Annotated in this window: 17 protein-coding genes, 1 tRNA gene and 1 pseudogene; 6 read left to right on the top strand and 13 right to left on the bottom strand. The window is 61.0% G+C overall.

Annotated elements, in window-relative coordinates; translation table 11 throughout:
- Positions 1-8: 8 nt before the first annotated feature.
- From gcvH to ESZ60_RS06100, 3 genes are all read left to right on the top strand, one after another.
- Positions 9-365, top strand: a complete 357-nt coding sequence (gene gcvH, locus ESZ60_RS06110) for a glycine cleavage system protein GcvH (protein WP_134679539.1) — start codon at positions 9-11, stop codon at positions 363-365.
- A 131-nt stretch (positions 366-496) separates the two neighbouring features.
- Entirely contained in the window at positions 497-3,328 is a 2,832-nt protein-coding gene (gene gcvP / locus ESZ60_RS06105; RefSeq protein ID WP_134679538.1) for an aminomethyl-transferring glycine dehydrogenase, read from the top strand.
- Between the two features lie 147 nt (positions 3,329-3,475).
- Positions 3,476-3,551, top strand: a tRNA-Ala gene (locus tag ESZ60_RS06100).
- 149 nt (positions 3,552-3,700) lie between these two features.
- Here the strand turns inward: ESZ60_RS06100 and ESZ60_RS06095 are convergent.
- The 4 genes from ESZ60_RS06095 to ESZ60_RS06080 are packed head-to-tail and all read right to left on the bottom strand — an operon-like array spanning position 3,701 to position 4,567.
- Complete coding sequence (locus ESZ60_RS06095) at positions 3,701-3,934, bottom strand: hypothetical protein (RefSeq protein ID WP_134679537.1); 234 nt, start codon at positions 3,932-3,934, stop codon at positions 3,701-3,703.
- On the bottom strand, positions 3,931-4,128 hold the full coding sequence (locus ESZ60_RS06090; protein WP_134679536.1) for a hypothetical protein: 198 nt from the start codon (positions 4,126-4,128) through the stop codon (positions 3,931-3,933). The genes ESZ60_RS06095 and ESZ60_RS06090 overlap by 4 nt, the downstream gene beginning before the upstream one ends.
- The gene (locus ESZ60_RS06085; protein WP_134679535.1) at positions 4,125-4,382 is read right to left on the bottom strand and encodes a hypothetical protein; all 258 of its coding nucleotides are present in this window, start codon (positions 4,380-4,382) and stop codon (positions 4,125-4,127) included. Before ESZ60_RS06085 ends, ESZ60_RS06090 begins: the two co-directional genes overlap by 4 nt.
- Positions 4,379-4,567 carry a hypothetical protein gene (locus ESZ60_RS06080; protein WP_134679534.1) on the bottom strand — a complete coding sequence of 63 codons (189 nt, stop codon included), beginning with the start codon at positions 4,565-4,567 and terminating at the stop codon, positions 4,379-4,381. The genes ESZ60_RS06085 and ESZ60_RS06080 overlap by 4 nt, the downstream gene beginning before the upstream one ends.
- Before the next feature lie 613 nt (positions 4,568-5,180).
- Here ESZ60_RS06080 and ESZ60_RS06070 point away from each other — a divergent pair.
- Positions 5,181-5,471, top strand: a complete 291-nt coding sequence (locus tag ESZ60_RS06070; RefSeq protein ID WP_134679532.1) for a DUF3892 domain-containing protein — start codon at positions 5,181-5,183, stop codon at positions 5,469-5,471.
- A gap of 813 nt (positions 5,472-6,284) precedes the next feature.
- Here the strand turns inward: ESZ60_RS06070 and ESZ60_RS06065 are convergent.
- The 9 genes from ESZ60_RS06065 to ESZ60_RS06025 form a co-directional block, all read right to left on the bottom strand.
- Entirely contained in the window at positions 6,285-7,487 is a 1,203-nt protein-coding gene (locus ESZ60_RS06065; protein ID WP_167620076.1) for a phage major capsid protein, read from the bottom strand.
- 311 nt (positions 7,488-7,798) lie between these two features.
- Entirely contained in the window at positions 7,799-8,086 is a 288-nt protein-coding gene (locus tag ESZ60_RS06060) for a hypothetical protein (RefSeq protein WP_134679530.1), read from the bottom strand.
- Positions 8,086-9,531, bottom strand: coding sequence for a DUF3631 domain-containing protein (locus ESZ60_RS06055; protein ID WP_134679529.1), 1,446 nt, complete (start codon positions 9,529-9,531; stop codon positions 8,086-8,088). Before ESZ60_RS06055 ends, ESZ60_RS06060 begins: the two co-directional genes overlap by 1 nt.
- Positions 9,528-10,415, bottom strand: coding sequence for a DUF7146 domain-containing protein (locus ESZ60_RS06050; protein WP_209021248.1), 888 nt, complete (start codon positions 10,413-10,415; stop codon positions 9,528-9,530). The genes ESZ60_RS06055 and ESZ60_RS06050 overlap by 4 nt, the downstream gene beginning before the upstream one ends.
- Positions 10,412-10,678, bottom strand: coding sequence for a hypothetical protein (locus tag ESZ60_RS06045; protein ID WP_134679527.1), 267 nt, complete (start codon positions 10,676-10,678; stop codon positions 10,412-10,414). The genes ESZ60_RS06050 and ESZ60_RS06045 overlap by 4 nt, the downstream gene beginning before the upstream one ends.
- A complete protein-coding gene (locus ESZ60_RS06040) occupies positions 10,675-10,908 on the bottom strand; it encodes a hypothetical protein (RefSeq protein ID WP_134679526.1) in 234 nt (77 codons plus the stop codon). Before ESZ60_RS06040 ends, ESZ60_RS06045 begins: the two co-directional genes overlap by 4 nt.
- 12 nt (positions 10,909-10,920) lie before the next feature.
- Entirely contained in the window at positions 10,921-11,094 is a 174-nt protein-coding gene (locus tag ESZ60_RS06035; RefSeq protein ID WP_134679525.1) for a helix-turn-helix transcriptional regulator, read from the bottom strand.
- 90 nt (positions 11,095-11,184) lie between these two features.
- Positions 11,185-11,778 (bottom strand): hypothetical protein, encoded by a 594-nt coding sequence (locus ESZ60_RS06030; RefSeq protein ID WP_134679524.1) that lies wholly within the window; start codon positions 11,776-11,778, stop codon positions 11,185-11,187.
- Positions 11,751-13,013 (bottom strand): tyrosine-type recombinase/integrase, encoded by a 1,263-nt coding sequence (locus ESZ60_RS06025; RefSeq protein ID WP_134679523.1) that lies wholly within the window; start codon positions 13,011-13,013, stop codon positions 11,751-11,753. Before ESZ60_RS06025 ends, ESZ60_RS06030 begins: the two co-directional genes overlap by 28 nt.
- Positions 13,014-13,296: 283 nt before the next feature.
- Between ESZ60_RS06025 and ESZ60_RS21830 the strand changes: the two are divergent.
- Positions 13,297-13,461, top strand: a pseudogene (locus tag ESZ60_RS21830) (DUF6538 domain-containing protein); the annotation flags it as partial.
- A gap of 153 nt (positions 13,462-13,614) precedes the next feature.
- On the top strand, positions 13,615-14,586 hold the full coding sequence (locus ESZ60_RS06020) for a tyrosine-type recombinase/integrase (RefSeq protein ID WP_167620075.1): 972 nt from the start codon (positions 13,615-13,617) through the stop codon (positions 14,584-14,586).
- The last annotated feature ends 269 nt before the right edge of the window (positions 14,587-14,855 follow it).

The following is a 14,855-nucleotide window of genomic DNA, read 5'->3' as shown; positions in this document are numbered from 1 at the left end:
GCCTAGGCATGCTGAAATACACCGAAGACCACGAGTGGCTGAAACAGGATGGCGACGAGATCATCGTCGGCATCACCGCCTATGCGACCGAGCAACTTGGCGATGTCGTCTTCATCGAATTGCCGGAAGTCGGCCGCGAAGTCGAAGCGGGCGAAGAGATTGTCGTGATCGAGTCGGTCAAGGCCGCCTCGGACATCGTGGCCCCGGTCGCGGGCACCATCACCGCAGTGAACGAGGCGCTGCCCGACACGCCCGGCGCGGTGAATGAGGATGCGCTCGGCACTTGGTTTTTCCGTATCAAGCCGGCCTCGGTCGAGTTGGACGGTTTCATGGACGAAGCCGCTTATAACGAGATGATCGGTTAAGCCGGTCTGCCGGGCCTTGCGGCCCGGCGAAGGCCGAGGGGGCTGTCTGCCCCCTCGGGCTCCCCCGAGGATATTTTCACACGAAAGAAGCCGTCTCCCCCGGTTTCGCGTGTCATGACTGGAAGGCGCAGATGGCCACCTGGACCCCGACCACCTATAATCCCGACGATTTCGCGAACCGCCGCCATATCGGCCCATCTCCGGTCGAAATGGAGGCCATGCTGAAGGTCGTCGGCGCGGATACGCTCGAGACCCTGATCGAGCAGACCGTGCCTGCGAATATTCGTCAGAAAAAGCCGCTGGATTGGCCGGCTTTGTCCGAGGCCGGGCTGCTGGGCCGGATGCGCGAGGTCGCCTCGCGTAACCGCGTGATGACCAGCCTGATCGGGCAGGGCTATTATGGCACCGTCACCCCTCCGGCGATCCAGCGCAATATTCTGGAAAACCCAGCTTGGTACACGGCCTATACGCCCTACCAGCCCGAGATCGCGCAAGGCCGTCTTGAGGCGCTCTTGAATTATCAGACGATGGTGTCGGACCTGACTGGTCTGCCGGTCGCCAATGCCTCGCTGCTGGACGAAGCCACTGCCGCCGCGGAGGCGATGGCAATGGCGCAGCGCAGCGCCAAATCGAAATCCAAGGCCTTCTTCGTCAGTGAAGACCTGCATCCGCAGACCATTTCGGTCATCGAGACACGCGCCGAGCCGCTGGGTATCGAGATCATCCGTGGCACGGAATGCGATCCCGCGAGTGTCTTCGGGGCGATCTTCCAATATCCCGGCACGTTCGGCCATGTCCGCGACCTGACCGAGGAATGCGCGGCGCTGCACGCCACGGGCGCCATCGCCATTGTCGCGACCGACCTGCTGGCGCTGTGCGTGCTGAAAGAGCCGGGCGCGATGGGTGCCGATATTGCCGTGGGTTCGGCCCAGCGTTTCGGCGTGCCGATGGGTTACGGTGGTCCGCATGCGGGCTTCATGGCGTGCCGCGATGAGTTGAAGCGTTCGATGCCGGGCCGGATTGTCGGGGTGTCTATCGACGCCAAGGGCAACAAAGCTTACCGCCTGTCCCTGCAGACCCGCGAGCAGCATATCCGCCGCGAGAAAGCCACCTCGAACGTCTGCACCGCGCAGGCGCTTCTGGCGGTCATGGCCAGCTTCTATGCCGTCTTCCACGGTCCGGTCGGGCTGCGCGCGATTGCGCAGCGCGTCCACCTGAACGCGGTGACTTTGGCCAACGCCCTACGCGCTGCAGGGGCCGAGGTCGAGCCGGAAGCCTTCTTCGACACGATCACCGTGCGCGTCGGCGTCGGCCAGCAGGGCATCATGGCCGCCGCCCGTCATCGCGGCATCAACCTGCGCAAGGTCGGCAATGACCGCGTGGGTATCGCCGTCGATGAAACCACGGATGCCAGCGTCATCGCGCGGGTGCTGGATGCGTTTGGTCTGGCCGCGCCGGCCGAGGCCGCGACCTCACCTGCGATCCCGGAAGCCCTGATCCGCGACAGCGACTACCTGACGCACCCGGTCTTCCACATGAACCGCGCCGAATCCGAGATGATGCGCTATATGCGCCGCCTCTCGGACCGCGATCTGGCGCTGGATCGCGCAATGATTCCGCTGGGGTCTTGCACGATGAAGTTGAACGCCGCTGCCGAGATGATGCCGATCACTTGGCCCGAATTCGGTGCGCTGCACCCCTTCGCCCCGGAAGATCAGGCGGCGGGTTATCACGAAGTCTTCGACGACCTGACCGAGAAACTGTGCGAGATCACCGGCTATGATGCCTTCTCGCTGCAGCCGAACTCGGGTGCGCAGGGCGAATATGCGGGCCTTCTGACCATCGCGGGGTATCACAAGTCGCGCGGCGAGGATCGTGACATCTGCCTGATCCCGGTTTCGGCGCATGGCACTAACCCGGCCACCGCGCAGATGTGCGGCATGAAGGTCGTGGTGGTGAAATCGGCCCCGAACGGCGATATCGATCTTGAGGACTTCGCCGACAAGGCGGCCAAGGCGGGCGACAAGCTGGCGGCGGTGATGATCACCTATCCGTCCACGCATGGCGTTTTCGAGGATACCGTGCGCCAAGTCTGCGACATCACGCATGAATATGGCGGTCAGGTCTATATCGACGGCGCGAATATGAACGCGCTGGTCGGTCTGGTGAAACCGGGCGAGATCGGCGGCGATGTCAGCCACCTGAACCTGCACAAGACCTTCGCCATTCCGCATGGCGGCGGCGGTCCGGGCATGGGCCCGATCGGCGTGAAATCGCATCTCGCGCCCTTCCTGCCCTCAGACCCGCGCACGGGCGATACCGGCGCGGTTTCGGCAGCGCCTTGGGGTTCGGCCTCGATCCTGCTGATCAGCTGGGCCTATTGCCTGATGATGGGCGGCGAAGGGCTGACGCAGGCGACCCGCGTCGCGATCCTGAACGCGAACTATATCGCGAGCCGTCTGGCAGGTGCCTATCCGGTCCTGTTCATGGGCAATCGTGGCCGCGTGGCGCATGAATGCATCCTCGACACCCGGCCGTTCCAAGCGCATGGCGTGACCGTGGATGACATCGCCAAGCGTCTCGTCGACAACGGCTTCCACGCGCCGACCATGAGCTGGCCGGTCGCGGGCACGCTGATGGTCGAGCCCACCGAGTCGGAAACCAAGGCCGAGATCGACCGTCTGATCACCGCCTTCCTCGCGATCCGGGCCGAGATCACCGACGTGGCCGAGGGGCGTATCAGCGCCGAGGCCTCCCCCCTGCGTCACGCGCCGCACACGGTCGAGGATCTGGTCGCCGATTGGGACCGCGAATATTCGCGCGAACAGGGCTGCTTCCCGCCGGGTGCGTTCCGCGTCGATAAATACTGGCCTCCGGTCGGTCGCGTCGACAACGCTTATGGCGACCGCAACCTCGTCTGCACCTGCCCGCCGGTCGAGGACTATGCCGAAGCCGCTGAATAAGCGCGCCCATCGAAATCGTGCATCGCGGGAGCGCCGCGATGCACGGCTCTGTCCCATAACCGAGCAGGTCGTTCGACCGGTCTGCGAAACTTCGTCGACCGGAAGATCTTGACATTCCCTTCCCGGCAAGCCAATTAGCCCGCCAGTGGGGCCGTAGCTCAGTTGGTAGAGCGCATCGTTCGCAATGATGAGGCCAGGGGTTCGATTCCCCTCGGCTCCACCAATTATCACGACAACGCATTGTTTTTCCTCGTTATTTTCGATTTCAGGATTCGCACCCCATCACTCTACCCATCATCTTAAAAATGATTGAAGGCGACGGGATGCGACAGAATCATACCTAGCAATCGCGCTGATCGCTGGCGATCTGCATTATGCAGCCTCGGACTTGTCGGCAAAGGGAGCGATCTTGAACAGCTTCTCAAGTGCTGCGTGCGAATTCTCCAACTGAATGCCGAGAACTTCCGTCACGCCGATGATTGCGTCACGCACTTGCACAGGGTCATCCACGCCAAGCGCATCCACTGCCAACCGTAGCGCCGCATAGAGATTGCTGGCCTTGCTTAGCTGATAGCTCACGTCTTCTAGGTGGCCGGTGGTAATCATGCCCTGACCTCCGCGGTGCCGTTTTTCTCGTGAAACCAGCGCAGATATTCATTGAGGCGGCGTCTGCGCCAGCTTTTGGATTTCGCTACGTTCATGAGGTAGAGTGTGTGACTGAATACTCTCTGCTCCTCCGCGTCCATCAGGTCGACAATTTCCAGGAGTCTGCTGCGGGGTTGTGGAGTGAGGTCAGTCATTCCCGGCCCTCCTGTGCTGCGTTGTAAGCCCGCATGACCAGCGGCATCGCATCCCCGAGATAAACCCAATCAAGCGACATCCCCACGCGCTGGACATAGGCCAAGAACTCGTCGCTGAATGTGTGGCCGTCCTCTCCGCCTTGATCGAATAGCACCTTCTCGGCAGGGAAAAGCTGTGTGCCCGTCCATTCGGCAAAGGTGGCAAGGCGTTCAGCTACGCCCTCGGGAAGGGCAGATACTGACACGGTGCTCATACCACACCCTCCATCAGCTTGCCGACGCGGCGCAGGGCTGTGCGCATGTAGCTGCGCGCCTCACGCTCGGCGGTCGTGTAGCCCTTCGGACGCTCGGATGCGTCCAGGGCAAGCGTCAAGCAGTCGTGGATTTCGTGAAGGCTTGCGACAGGCAAGCCGGGTCCGTTATGGCAATGCATAGCCATTCGCGTTCTCCCATAGGAACGGGTTTCGGTTAGGGCCGGGTGAAAGGTGGTGCTTTTGCTCGGCCTGAATTTACGATATCGTAATAAACATGAGCAAGCAAGATAAAACGATATCGAAAAATAAGCGCGGTCGCCCGGCGACTGGTTTGGGGACGGGCGTTCTTGTCCGCCTGCAACCTGATCTACTCGATTGGCTCGACTCTGAGCGCGCGAAGATCGAGCCGCAGCCGACGCGACCCGAGATGATCCGAATTTTCATCGAACGAGCAAGAGAATGACTTCCGGCGAGTTTCGGCTTGCGTGCTAACACGTCGTTGACGAATCGGCATTTCCTACGAGACCTTGGGGTGTCTTTAGAAGTACTACGCATATATTGCGCCACCTCCAATATCTTGGAGGTGTTTCATCTTGACTCATCACGGAATCGATTCAAGAATTTAGGCGACGTCCGGAAGCGGACGCGCCGCCAAGGTTGGTACCCGAGGCGGCGCAAAGTTCCGGTTCTCCGCGACCCAATAGCCGGGCCGATGCGGAATGTCGGGACACAGTGCGAGTCTACGGATCGTTCGCTGACAGTCAAGATCGGCCTGGCGCTCATATGGAGTGCCTTATCATGGCAGACAGACATCGCATCAGATGCATCAACAAGACTAACCGGACCAGCGCTTGGGAACGCATCAGCCACATCGGCGGAGCAAATGGAGATGGCACCGGATGGAAGCTCCCCATCGACGACGCCATCGCCGGAATCGAAAGTGGGAAATGGTCCTTCTACGTGGAGCGCCCGGCTGGCGACAAGGTGGACGTCGTAGTGGCTAAAAGCGCCTTGGGCAGAAAGTACCTTCGCACTACTGCCGATGGCGACCAGCCAAACAACTTGCTCAGCTTGCTTGAGTGCAAGTAATTATACTCAGCGTCGCCGGGCCAATTCGGCGTCGCTTTTTCTGCGAAGCAAGACGCGACTCCCGCACGGAAAGTGAGAAACTGCAAACAGCTTGACCGCTCAAACCGGCAGGTTAGGGGTGGCTCCCCTATGTGGCCCCGCTAGGGCTGCTAAGGCGGTCGTTTTGCCTGACCAAGGCCACCAGTATGACTGTCGCTCGGCTGATGGTGAGCGCTCACTTAGGCCAAGCCGCCTCGCAAGGGCGGGATACAAGTACTGAGTGTGGCTCCAAGCATGCTCGTCCGGTATTGCCAAAAGGTCATCGCGTGCGGTCATTGGGGTAATCCTCCATAAAGGTTTCCTAGGATGGTCCGCAGTCGTACGCAGGTGCGAACTCGCGCGCACTTTTGATTTCGTGCGAATTAAAAAACGTTCACAAACGTTGGGATTTCTCAGGGTCCGCACCTGTCGAAATTCAAACGAGAGAAAAAATCTCCGCGTGGGTACGACGCGGGTTGCCAGAGCCAAAAGGCTACAGACTTCTTGGTACCCCCACCAAAAATTGTCGCGGTTTTTGATAGGCGAGTCTCATCGGCGGTTCCCGGCAACGCACGTCTCGAACTTATGACGGCCCCGCCCAATAGGAATGGGCGCACCCGGCTCCGACAGGTGCGCCCTCGATGATCGTTCCCAACCCAAAGCCTCAGGCGTAACGATCCGCACCGCGTGGGGAGTACCACCGTGCCTTCTGGAGGTTTTTTGCCTGGCTGGGCAGCGCACTCATCCAGTTATCGCGGGCGCTTCGGCAAGCCGGGTGCGCCCAACCCTTTCTCGTTACGCGTCGGGATCGACGCCGAACACGATGGCCTTGATCGCCTCGCTGTTTTGCAGGGCACCGCCCACGCGGCTGTAGGCGTAGAACAGAACATTCGGCTTGCTGGAGTACGGATCGCGAAGCAGGCGAAGCCCCGGCTTCCTAACCACCACATAAGCTTGCTGCCAATCACCGAACCAAATGGCTGCAGCGTTCGCGCCGATGTCGGGTGCGCTCTCGTCGGTTTCGACGGGGTAACCAAGCAGCGTTGCAGGTTGGCCCGCAGCCAACGAATCGGCCCACAGGAAGCGACCGTCGCTGTCTTTCATGCGGCGGACAACGGCCAGCGTCTTGCTGTTCATCACCCAACGGGCGTTCTGCCGGTAATGCCCTTGCAAGCTGTATACCGCATCCACAAGGATGTCGGCCCCGCCCGTACCGAAGGCTCCTGATGCGCCGGTATATTGCGCCTGGATGGTTCCCCAGTCGCGCGCGGAATCGGCTTCCGACGAACGCGGATAGGTGACAATCCCCGACGGCTTCTTGTCGCCGTCACCGATCATGAAAGCAGACCCAGCGGCGCGAGCCAGTTTGTCTGCAATGCGATCTTCGAGCCACTGCCCAAGGTCATACTGGCTATCATCCAGCAGCCTTTGGGTGATCGGCTGGAGCGTGTAAAGCTCGTCGCAGGTGACAGACAGCAGCGAGAAAGTCGCCGTAGTGGTGGCAGGACGCGCATCGCTCTCACCAACCCACGTGGCTGCGGGTTCGCCGAGGTCTTGCGGTTCCTCGAAACGGTCGCCTGCGGTGAGGGTGACGAGGCGGGCCAATCTCGCGATTGCGGATTGGGAAAATTGGCGAACCATGATCCGCTCGGACACAGCTGGGAACACAGCGGCCCCGCCTGCCGTCAGATCGTTGCCGCCAGCGCCACCGATCGACAGCGCCGCGTTCACCTGCCCGAACCGCCCGAACTCAGCCAGAGCGGTTCGCTCGTCGCGGATGTTTCCGGGGCGCGCCGCCATGCCGCCACTGCCGTTCATTTCGGCGGCAACATTTCTGGCGCTGATAGCGTCGAGGTCGCCACGGATGCTGGCAATCTCGGCATTCTGCCTTGCCTTGAACTCCGCAAATGCGTCGGTCAAGTCACCAAGAATCTCGTTCGGCGATGCGGCGGAGGCGTAGACAGATAGGATTCCAGTATTGGGTTTGAAGTGCGTCATTGCGCGGTCTCCATTAACGGCCCTTTGAGGGCACGGGTGTAAGGATGGGTTCTCTCGCGCAGCGCTCGGCGTGCGGTTTCCGGCCTCAGTTCCGGTCGAAGGGCTTTTGCAGCGCGAAGCATACAGTTCCCGACGGGCCGATCTCATAGCGCGAAGCGTACGACATCGACGGTATTATAATACTCGCTGAGGTGCTCCATTGCAATGCTCGTCCCTCGCGCGCGCGTGAGAAGCGAAAAACTGTGTTTACAAACAAGCGAACTATCATCGGCGGTTCCCTGCTTTGGCGCTCCTGGACTTTACATGCCCCGTCATGCCCATGCCCTCGCGTCGAAGGGATCGTCGGTCGCGGCGTAGTCCTCGAAGGCGGCACGCACGGCAGCGGCGATGCGGGGCGACAGGGGCGGTTTATCGTGCCCGTGCGATATAGCCGGGGTGCCCATCAGATAGTCGATGGCCTCGGCTTTGTGGGTCCGCAGCACCTCGACCACATCGCTCGTGACGCGCCCGCCAGCGTTGCGCCAGCGGATGCGTTCCCCGTCCGTCTCGAACTCGACACCGGCTCCGATCAGGTCATGAAGGATAGCCGCAGCGGTCATCAGATCTCGCGTTCCCAAGCACCACTGTGGGACTTGCTTCCACCACCATCGGAATAAGTGCCATAAGCTCCACAAGTGCCATTAGCATTGATTTTATTATGTTTTTCAGTGGCAGTTGCCGCATGTGTGGCACTTGTGGTGCTTGTGGCGGTATTTTCAGCCCCCTTTGAGAGATACCTATTGAAAGCATCTGCAAAGTCGGTGGGGCGGTAAAAGCTGCCGATCCGGTCCTGCGCTGGAGTGATGCCGTAGGGCTTCAACAGCTTCGCGATGCCGCGCGTCGAGATGGGGCGACCACCGCGCCATTCGGACCACGGGCTTTCCTCCAAGGCGCAGAGGGCGTTCAAGAGATCCGTGCTCCCGATCCGCTCGGCCCGCTTCGCCTCAAAGATGTCGGCCAGATCGCGCAGCAACAGAACGCCCGCAGATTGTGGTTCGTCTGCCTCGACCTCCTGATGCATCCCGACCAACGCGGTGCGGATCGTCACCGGCCAGTGACCACCGACAACATCGGCTATGGCGCAGATGCAACGGGCGTTGTCCTGAGCACGGTCGTGCAGGGCTTCGGGAACCAGAGGATCAGCGTTCGCCAAGGTCAGGGCGTTGTCTTTGGCCCATCGCGCTGCTTTCTGTCGCAGGTGCAAGAAGTCGTTGATCCGGTCGGCGCGGAACCGCTCCACCTTCTCACCGTCGCGCTTGCGTCGCAGCCTGACCACCAACGACCGATCTTCCAGCGTGTCGGGCAGGTTGCCGATCTTCGCCACGACCTTCGGTGCCCAGACCTTGAACCGACGAGGCTCATGGTCGTCGCCATGACTGCGCCAGACATAGGCGGAAAGCCGATTGTGTCCGCCGTTCAGCATTCCGCGCAGATCGCCGTTCTTGTCGGCATCGAGGAACGTGTCGGCCTCATCGACCATCACGGTTGGTTTGAACTTCTCGATCACCCGGAACAGCACCGAAGCCGAGATGTTGACCGCATGCATGGCGCGAGGCGTCAGAGCCGAGACGACCGAAAGCGCCGTGGTCTTTCCGCATCGCTTTTCCGGGCTGACGATACCCAGTACCGGGGAGATATCGAAGCCGTCATGCGCCCAAGCGTGCAGCACCCAAGCGGCCATCAGCGGCGCGCTGTGTTCCGGCAGGATGCAGAACCGCAGGATTGTCGCCTGTAGCTCGGTCAGCAGCGCCGCGCCGTCCACCGGATCGGCAGCGGGTTCCACGTCCTCGAATGGATCATCCGCCTCATCTTCGGCTTTTGGCCGCATCCTTGCGATTGCCCTGTCGAGATATGACACGCGCACCCCCAGTTCCTCGGCCAGCTTCTCGCGCGCCTTCTCATAATCGAGCGCTGACATTTTCACGATTTCGGCCAGTCGCGCTTCGGGTTGCGACACGTCGAAGGACACTTCGGCGGGGTGCAATTTGTCGGTCATGGCGTTCATGCCGCGCCCCTTTTCGATTTGAGAACATCGGCCCAATCTTGGCCGTTCGGCGCGGGCAGCAGCGACACCTGCCACCCTTTCGCCTTGGCTTTCATGGCGAGCGCCTTGCCCGCGTTGGTGCCCGCCTCGTCGCCGTCCGTGGCGACCGTAAGGCGACCAGGTGCATCGGGCAGGATCAGGCCGGACATGCCTGAGGTGGACAGTGCGGCCCAGATCGTCGCGGGACGCGCCAACAGACCAGATGCAAGGGCCAACCCGGTTTCGATACCTTCGCAAACGACCAGCGGCCCATCTGCCTTAGCGACCTCGACATGCCCGCCAGCGGTCCCGCCCAACATCATCTTGGCGGGTTGGACATCGGCCTTTGCCGTGCCGTGCGGGGTCAGGTAGGTGCGATGCACGGCGGGCAAACCCAATCCCTCGACCAGCGCCACCATTGCGAGCAGGCGCTGTGCGGTCGGCCCGTGCCAGGCTGCCGAATGGAAGCGCAGCGTGGGCGGCAGGGGGGCAGTGATGCCCCGGCACTCGCGCAGGTAAAGTTCGGCGGGCGTGCCGCTAATCGACTCCGCTTCATTCCAGCAGCGCAACGCCTGATCCGCGCGCTTCTGGGCTTCCTGCCGCTCGGCTTCGCGGATCGCGGCCAGTTCAGCAGGCGACGGCGCTGTGTAGCTGCCCTTGCCCTCGACCAGCCCCAGACCGCGCAGCGCATCCATGATGTCCTCGAAGCGGCAGCCGGCATGGCAATGCACCAGAAGGCGACCGTCGCGGCCATCCGTCACTGACAAAGCCGGGGTGCGGGTGTTGGTATGCGAAGGGCAGAAGCACAGCCCGCCATTGCGACCGGGGCGACCACGCAGGGCGGTGACGATCTCACGGGCGTTCACTCGCTCGCCTCCTCGTCGGTTTCCGAGAATTCGGCCAGCCATTTCATGAAGGTCGCTATCTGATCCAGGTTGTCGCGCAATTTGGCCGCTTCGGGATGCGCGATCTGGACGTGCCAGAATGCACCATTTTTGGGATCGGGGTCTTCGTCGGCCCAGAGTGTGTGCAGATAGTCCAGGCGGGCGGCGTGGCCTGTCAGTGCTTTTGCTGCCTTCAGGCAATGCTCTGCCACGTCCATGGGAATGCGGAACGTGTCGGCGGTCATGCGCTGCCCTCCCCGTAGATCAGTCCCGCCATCATCGCGGCTTGCTCGGCGTTCAGGCTGTGGCGGTTGACGAGGTGCAGCACGCGCAATGCGGCGATGCCGACCGGCGTGAAGGTGGCGGTTGCGGCATCGTCTTGCACGGGGTAGAGTTTGTGCGAGAAGCCAGCCGCTTCGATATTTGCCCCGTTCGCCGTGCCAGCGGCGGCGGGGCGTTCCATTTTCAAGTTCATGCTGTGATCCTCTCAGGCCGCGCGACGTGCAGCTTCCCACGACTCGATTTCATCGAGCTTCCAGCGGGTGCAGCCGGGCGAAAGGGAAATGGGCTTCGGGAAGGTCGGGTCGGATTTCAACCAGCGCCAAACGGTCGGGCGGGTGACGCCGTAGCGTTCGGCAATTTGCTTATCGGAAAGATACATGGTGCATCCCCTTGTTGCGGATACGACCAAGATGCTTTCACCCCGCATCACCAATCAGACGGGCAAAGCCGGATTTTCTTTCGATTAGCCCTACTGTTTCAGAAGACTGCGCAGCGCGTCCCGCCCGATTTCCTCAAAGCCGGTTTCTATCAGGACCACGTTGAGCACCTGAAAGAATGCGCCGTCGGCTTTGTTGCTCGGAATCTCTTCGAAGCAGTTCCGCCAGGCTGTGGCCAATTGTTCGACCATGAAGCGAGTGCGGCCATCAGGCTTGGTGTAAGGGCGTGTGCCATAGGCTAGTCGCAAGCCCTCCACTCCGGGCAAGAGTGCCTCAATGTTCGATACTACGGAGCTAAGTACATCCCGGCCATTAGGCTTTAGCGACGAGCGCTCGCTAGCATTCAGCTTCGCAATGACGACTAGGGTATCTGATAGACGCCGATGAAGCAGAGCAATCCTATCCCTGGCCGCATCGATTGACTCAGTTTCCGATGTCACGTTTTGAAGATACGTAAGCGCGCTCTCCACTCTCCGCAGGAACGCGCTTTGACGTTCAGGATCGTGGAAAACTGCTTTGCGACGGCGGCCAAGTTCCGTGCCGATGCCATCGCGTTGGCTTGCCGTGAGATGGACGGGTTCAACAAATCCGCTCCGCATCACGCCGCCCCCAGGAACATCGCCCAATCGGCCATCATCGCCCTGCGCTTTTCCATCTGATCGCCACGACGATAAGCCCGCTCGACGTCACTACCGACTGTATGTGCAAGCGCAATCTCCGCCATGTCTCGCGGGTAGTCCGTCCTCTCTGCCGCCCAATCTCGGAAAGTGCTGCGCAGCCCATGGGGAACAGCTGGACGGGCCGAGCGTGCATCGAGCCAGCCTTTACGACCGGCTTTCTCCTCATGCTCCTGCATTCGGCGCATGACGGCGGATAAGGCCATGTCTGACAGTTGACCGCCTCGCGGTGCCGCGAAGATGTAAGGGCTGTCGGCCAATTTCGGTGCAGCTTCGATGAGCGTCATCGCCTGTTTAGTCAGAGGAACGCGGTGTTCCCGCTCTGCTTTCATCCGCTCCGCACTGATCGTCCAAATCTTCGCCTTCGCGTCGATCTCGTCCCAGGTCGCGCCCCGCACTTCGCCGGATCGGCTTGCGCATAGCGTTAGGAACTCCAGGGCTCGGGCGGCGATACCGTCGCGCTTTTGCAGGTCTGAAAACCATGCCCTTGCCTCATCCAGTGCGATAGCGCCGTGATTGTCCTTGTCCATGATGCGACCGGGTTTCGGCAGAATTTGGTCAAGATTGCCGCGCCAGCGGGCCGGGTTATCGCCCGTTCTGTGGCCTGCAACAGTAGCCCAGGACAAAATCGCTTCGATCCGTCCCCGAACGCGCGAAGCCGTCTCGGTCCTGTTGTGCCAAACAGGTTCCAAAACGCGCAGCACGTCTTGCACAGCCAGATCGTCCACAAGCATCTCTCCGATATGGGGCAGGGCGTACCGCTCGATGGATGACCGCCAGCGCACACGATCCTTGTCTGTCGCCAATTCCGTCAGTTTCGCGGCGGTGTAGCGGTTGAAGGCTTCTGCGAAGGTTAGGCCGCGCTTCTGGGAGGCCGCCAGAGCCGCCCTAGCAGCCTTCCGTTCCTCGATTGGGTCGATGCCCCGCCAGACCTGATCCTTGGCCTCACGGGCGCGTTCACGGGCTTGGGCAAGGCCAACATCAGGGTAGCTGCCCAAACCCAAATCGCGGCGCTTGCTGCCTATGGTCGTGCGCAATATCCAGCTACGCGCCCCACTAGGAGAAATTTGCAGGTAAAGGCCACTGACACCGCCAACCGCGAACATGGCGTTGTTTCGGCCAGCGCCAGGATGCGAGAGGCGCTTGACCTCGATGGGGGAGAGTTCGGGAACCAGTTTCGGCATTTTGCACTCACGTCCTACCCATCGAAAGCCGTAATGGATGGGTGATACTGGACGCAACGGGAAGTTACGCGCTGATTGCCTAATTGTCTGATATACAATTAAAGATGCGATTGATTGCGACTTGTCTAATCGCAAGGGTGGTGCACCTCGGCTCCACCAGATCTCCGATAAAAAGTTGCAAAAACGCCAGCAAATGCAGGGTTTCTTGTGTTTTTTCAAATTTTTTCCGCTGCGATCCCGTAACTTTTCCCGTAACTTAAGGGCGTAACTTTCGGGTGCTAGCGTGGGTTTGTATCTGGATCGGGGCTATTGGTATTTCGTCAAAAAGGTTCCGAAGCGGTTCGCGCATGTCGATTCGCGCTCGCGCGTATCGCGGGCGCTTTTCACGGATTCTGAGCGTGAGGCGCGCGAAAAGGCGCCCGCGGTCGAGGCCGAATTTGTGGCTTTTTGGGAAGCGCTCGCAGCTGGCCGCGGGGGCGACGCGGCAGCGGCCTTTGAAAGCGCGAAACGCCTCGCAGCCGCCCGCGGCTTCACCTTCCGGTTAGCGGTCGATATTTCTTCCGGGCCTGTCGAGGACGTCTTGACGCGGATCGAGGCGCTTTTGCGCAAAGACGGGTCCTTTGCGTCGCTGGTCGAGGCTGGCGCGATCCTTGGCGCAGTAGAGGCGCCGGCAGTCACGTTGTCCGGGGCCCTTGCCGAAATGATCCAGTTTGCGGCCGTCGAGCGGCTTTCCGGCAAATCCGAGGCCCAAGTTTCGCGCTGGCGGACAACCCGCGACCGGGCAGTCGCAAACTTTGTCAAAGTTTGCGGCGACCTGCCGATGAAGGAAATTTCGCGGGCGAACGCGCAAGCATATCGCGAGGCATGGGCCGCGAGGATCAAGGCGGGCGAGGTCGGTCCTAACTCCGCAAATAAAGACATTGGCACGATTTCCGACCTCTTTCGGACTTGGGCAGAATATCACGCGCTCGAGTTGCCAAACCCGTTCGCGAAATTGCGATTTAAGGGCGTCAAGACGAAAACGAAGGGCGTCCCGTTCTCAGTCCAGTTCATCCGCGACAAGCTTCTTAGGCCCGGCGCCCTCGCGCGAATGAACGACGAAGCCCGCGACGTCTTGCTTATCATGGTCAACACGGGCGCCCGGCCGTCCGAAATCGTCGGGCTTACGGCCGAGGGTTTCGCGCTCGGCGCTAACGTGCCGCATATCGACATTTCTAAGCAAGCCGGCCGCGTCCTGAAAACCCAAACCTCGCCACGGCAAATCCCTTTGCTCGGCGTCTCGCTCGAGGCGGCGCGGCGGATTGTCGCGCGGGGCGGGATCGCCCGCTATCGCGACAGGGCGGATACATGGTCGGCGGTTGTTAACAAGTTCCTCTCCGAGAATGGCTTGCGCGAGACGCCCGAGCATTCCGCCTATTCACTGCGGCATTCGTTCGAGGATCGCTTGACCGAGGCCGGGGTCGATGACCGCATTCGGGCCGAGTTGATGGGGCATAAATACGAACGACCCGACTATGGCCGGGGTGGCTCGCTCGAGCTCCGGCGAAAGGCGCTTGCCCTGATCGCGCTATAACGAAAGGGGCGCCCCTTGTGTTCCAGTCGGTTGGCGCTTCTACGCGAAACGCTACCGGCCGACAAAGGCTACCGTTGCCGGGATTTCAAAAAGGAAGTGCCGCGCTTCCGCCCCGATCACAAAGACATTGCCAAGGACGATGCGAGCGGCGCGGGCTTGTAAGGGCCGCAGGCGGAGTTGATTTCGGAGAGGGTGTAACTGTCCGTTTTTGGGCGTCCTGTGCGCGCTATGGGCGGCCTTTATGGCCCGGGCGGGCTTAACCCCGGCCG

This window comes from Paracoccus ravus (assembly GCF_004522175.1).
In the GTDB taxonomy this organism is placed as follows: Bacteria; Pseudomonadota; Alphaproteobacteria; order Rhodobacterales; family Rhodobacteraceae; genus Paracoccus; species Paracoccus ravus.
Note: the sequence above shows the minus strand (reverse complement) of the source record. Positions and strands in the feature narration are given on the sequence as shown.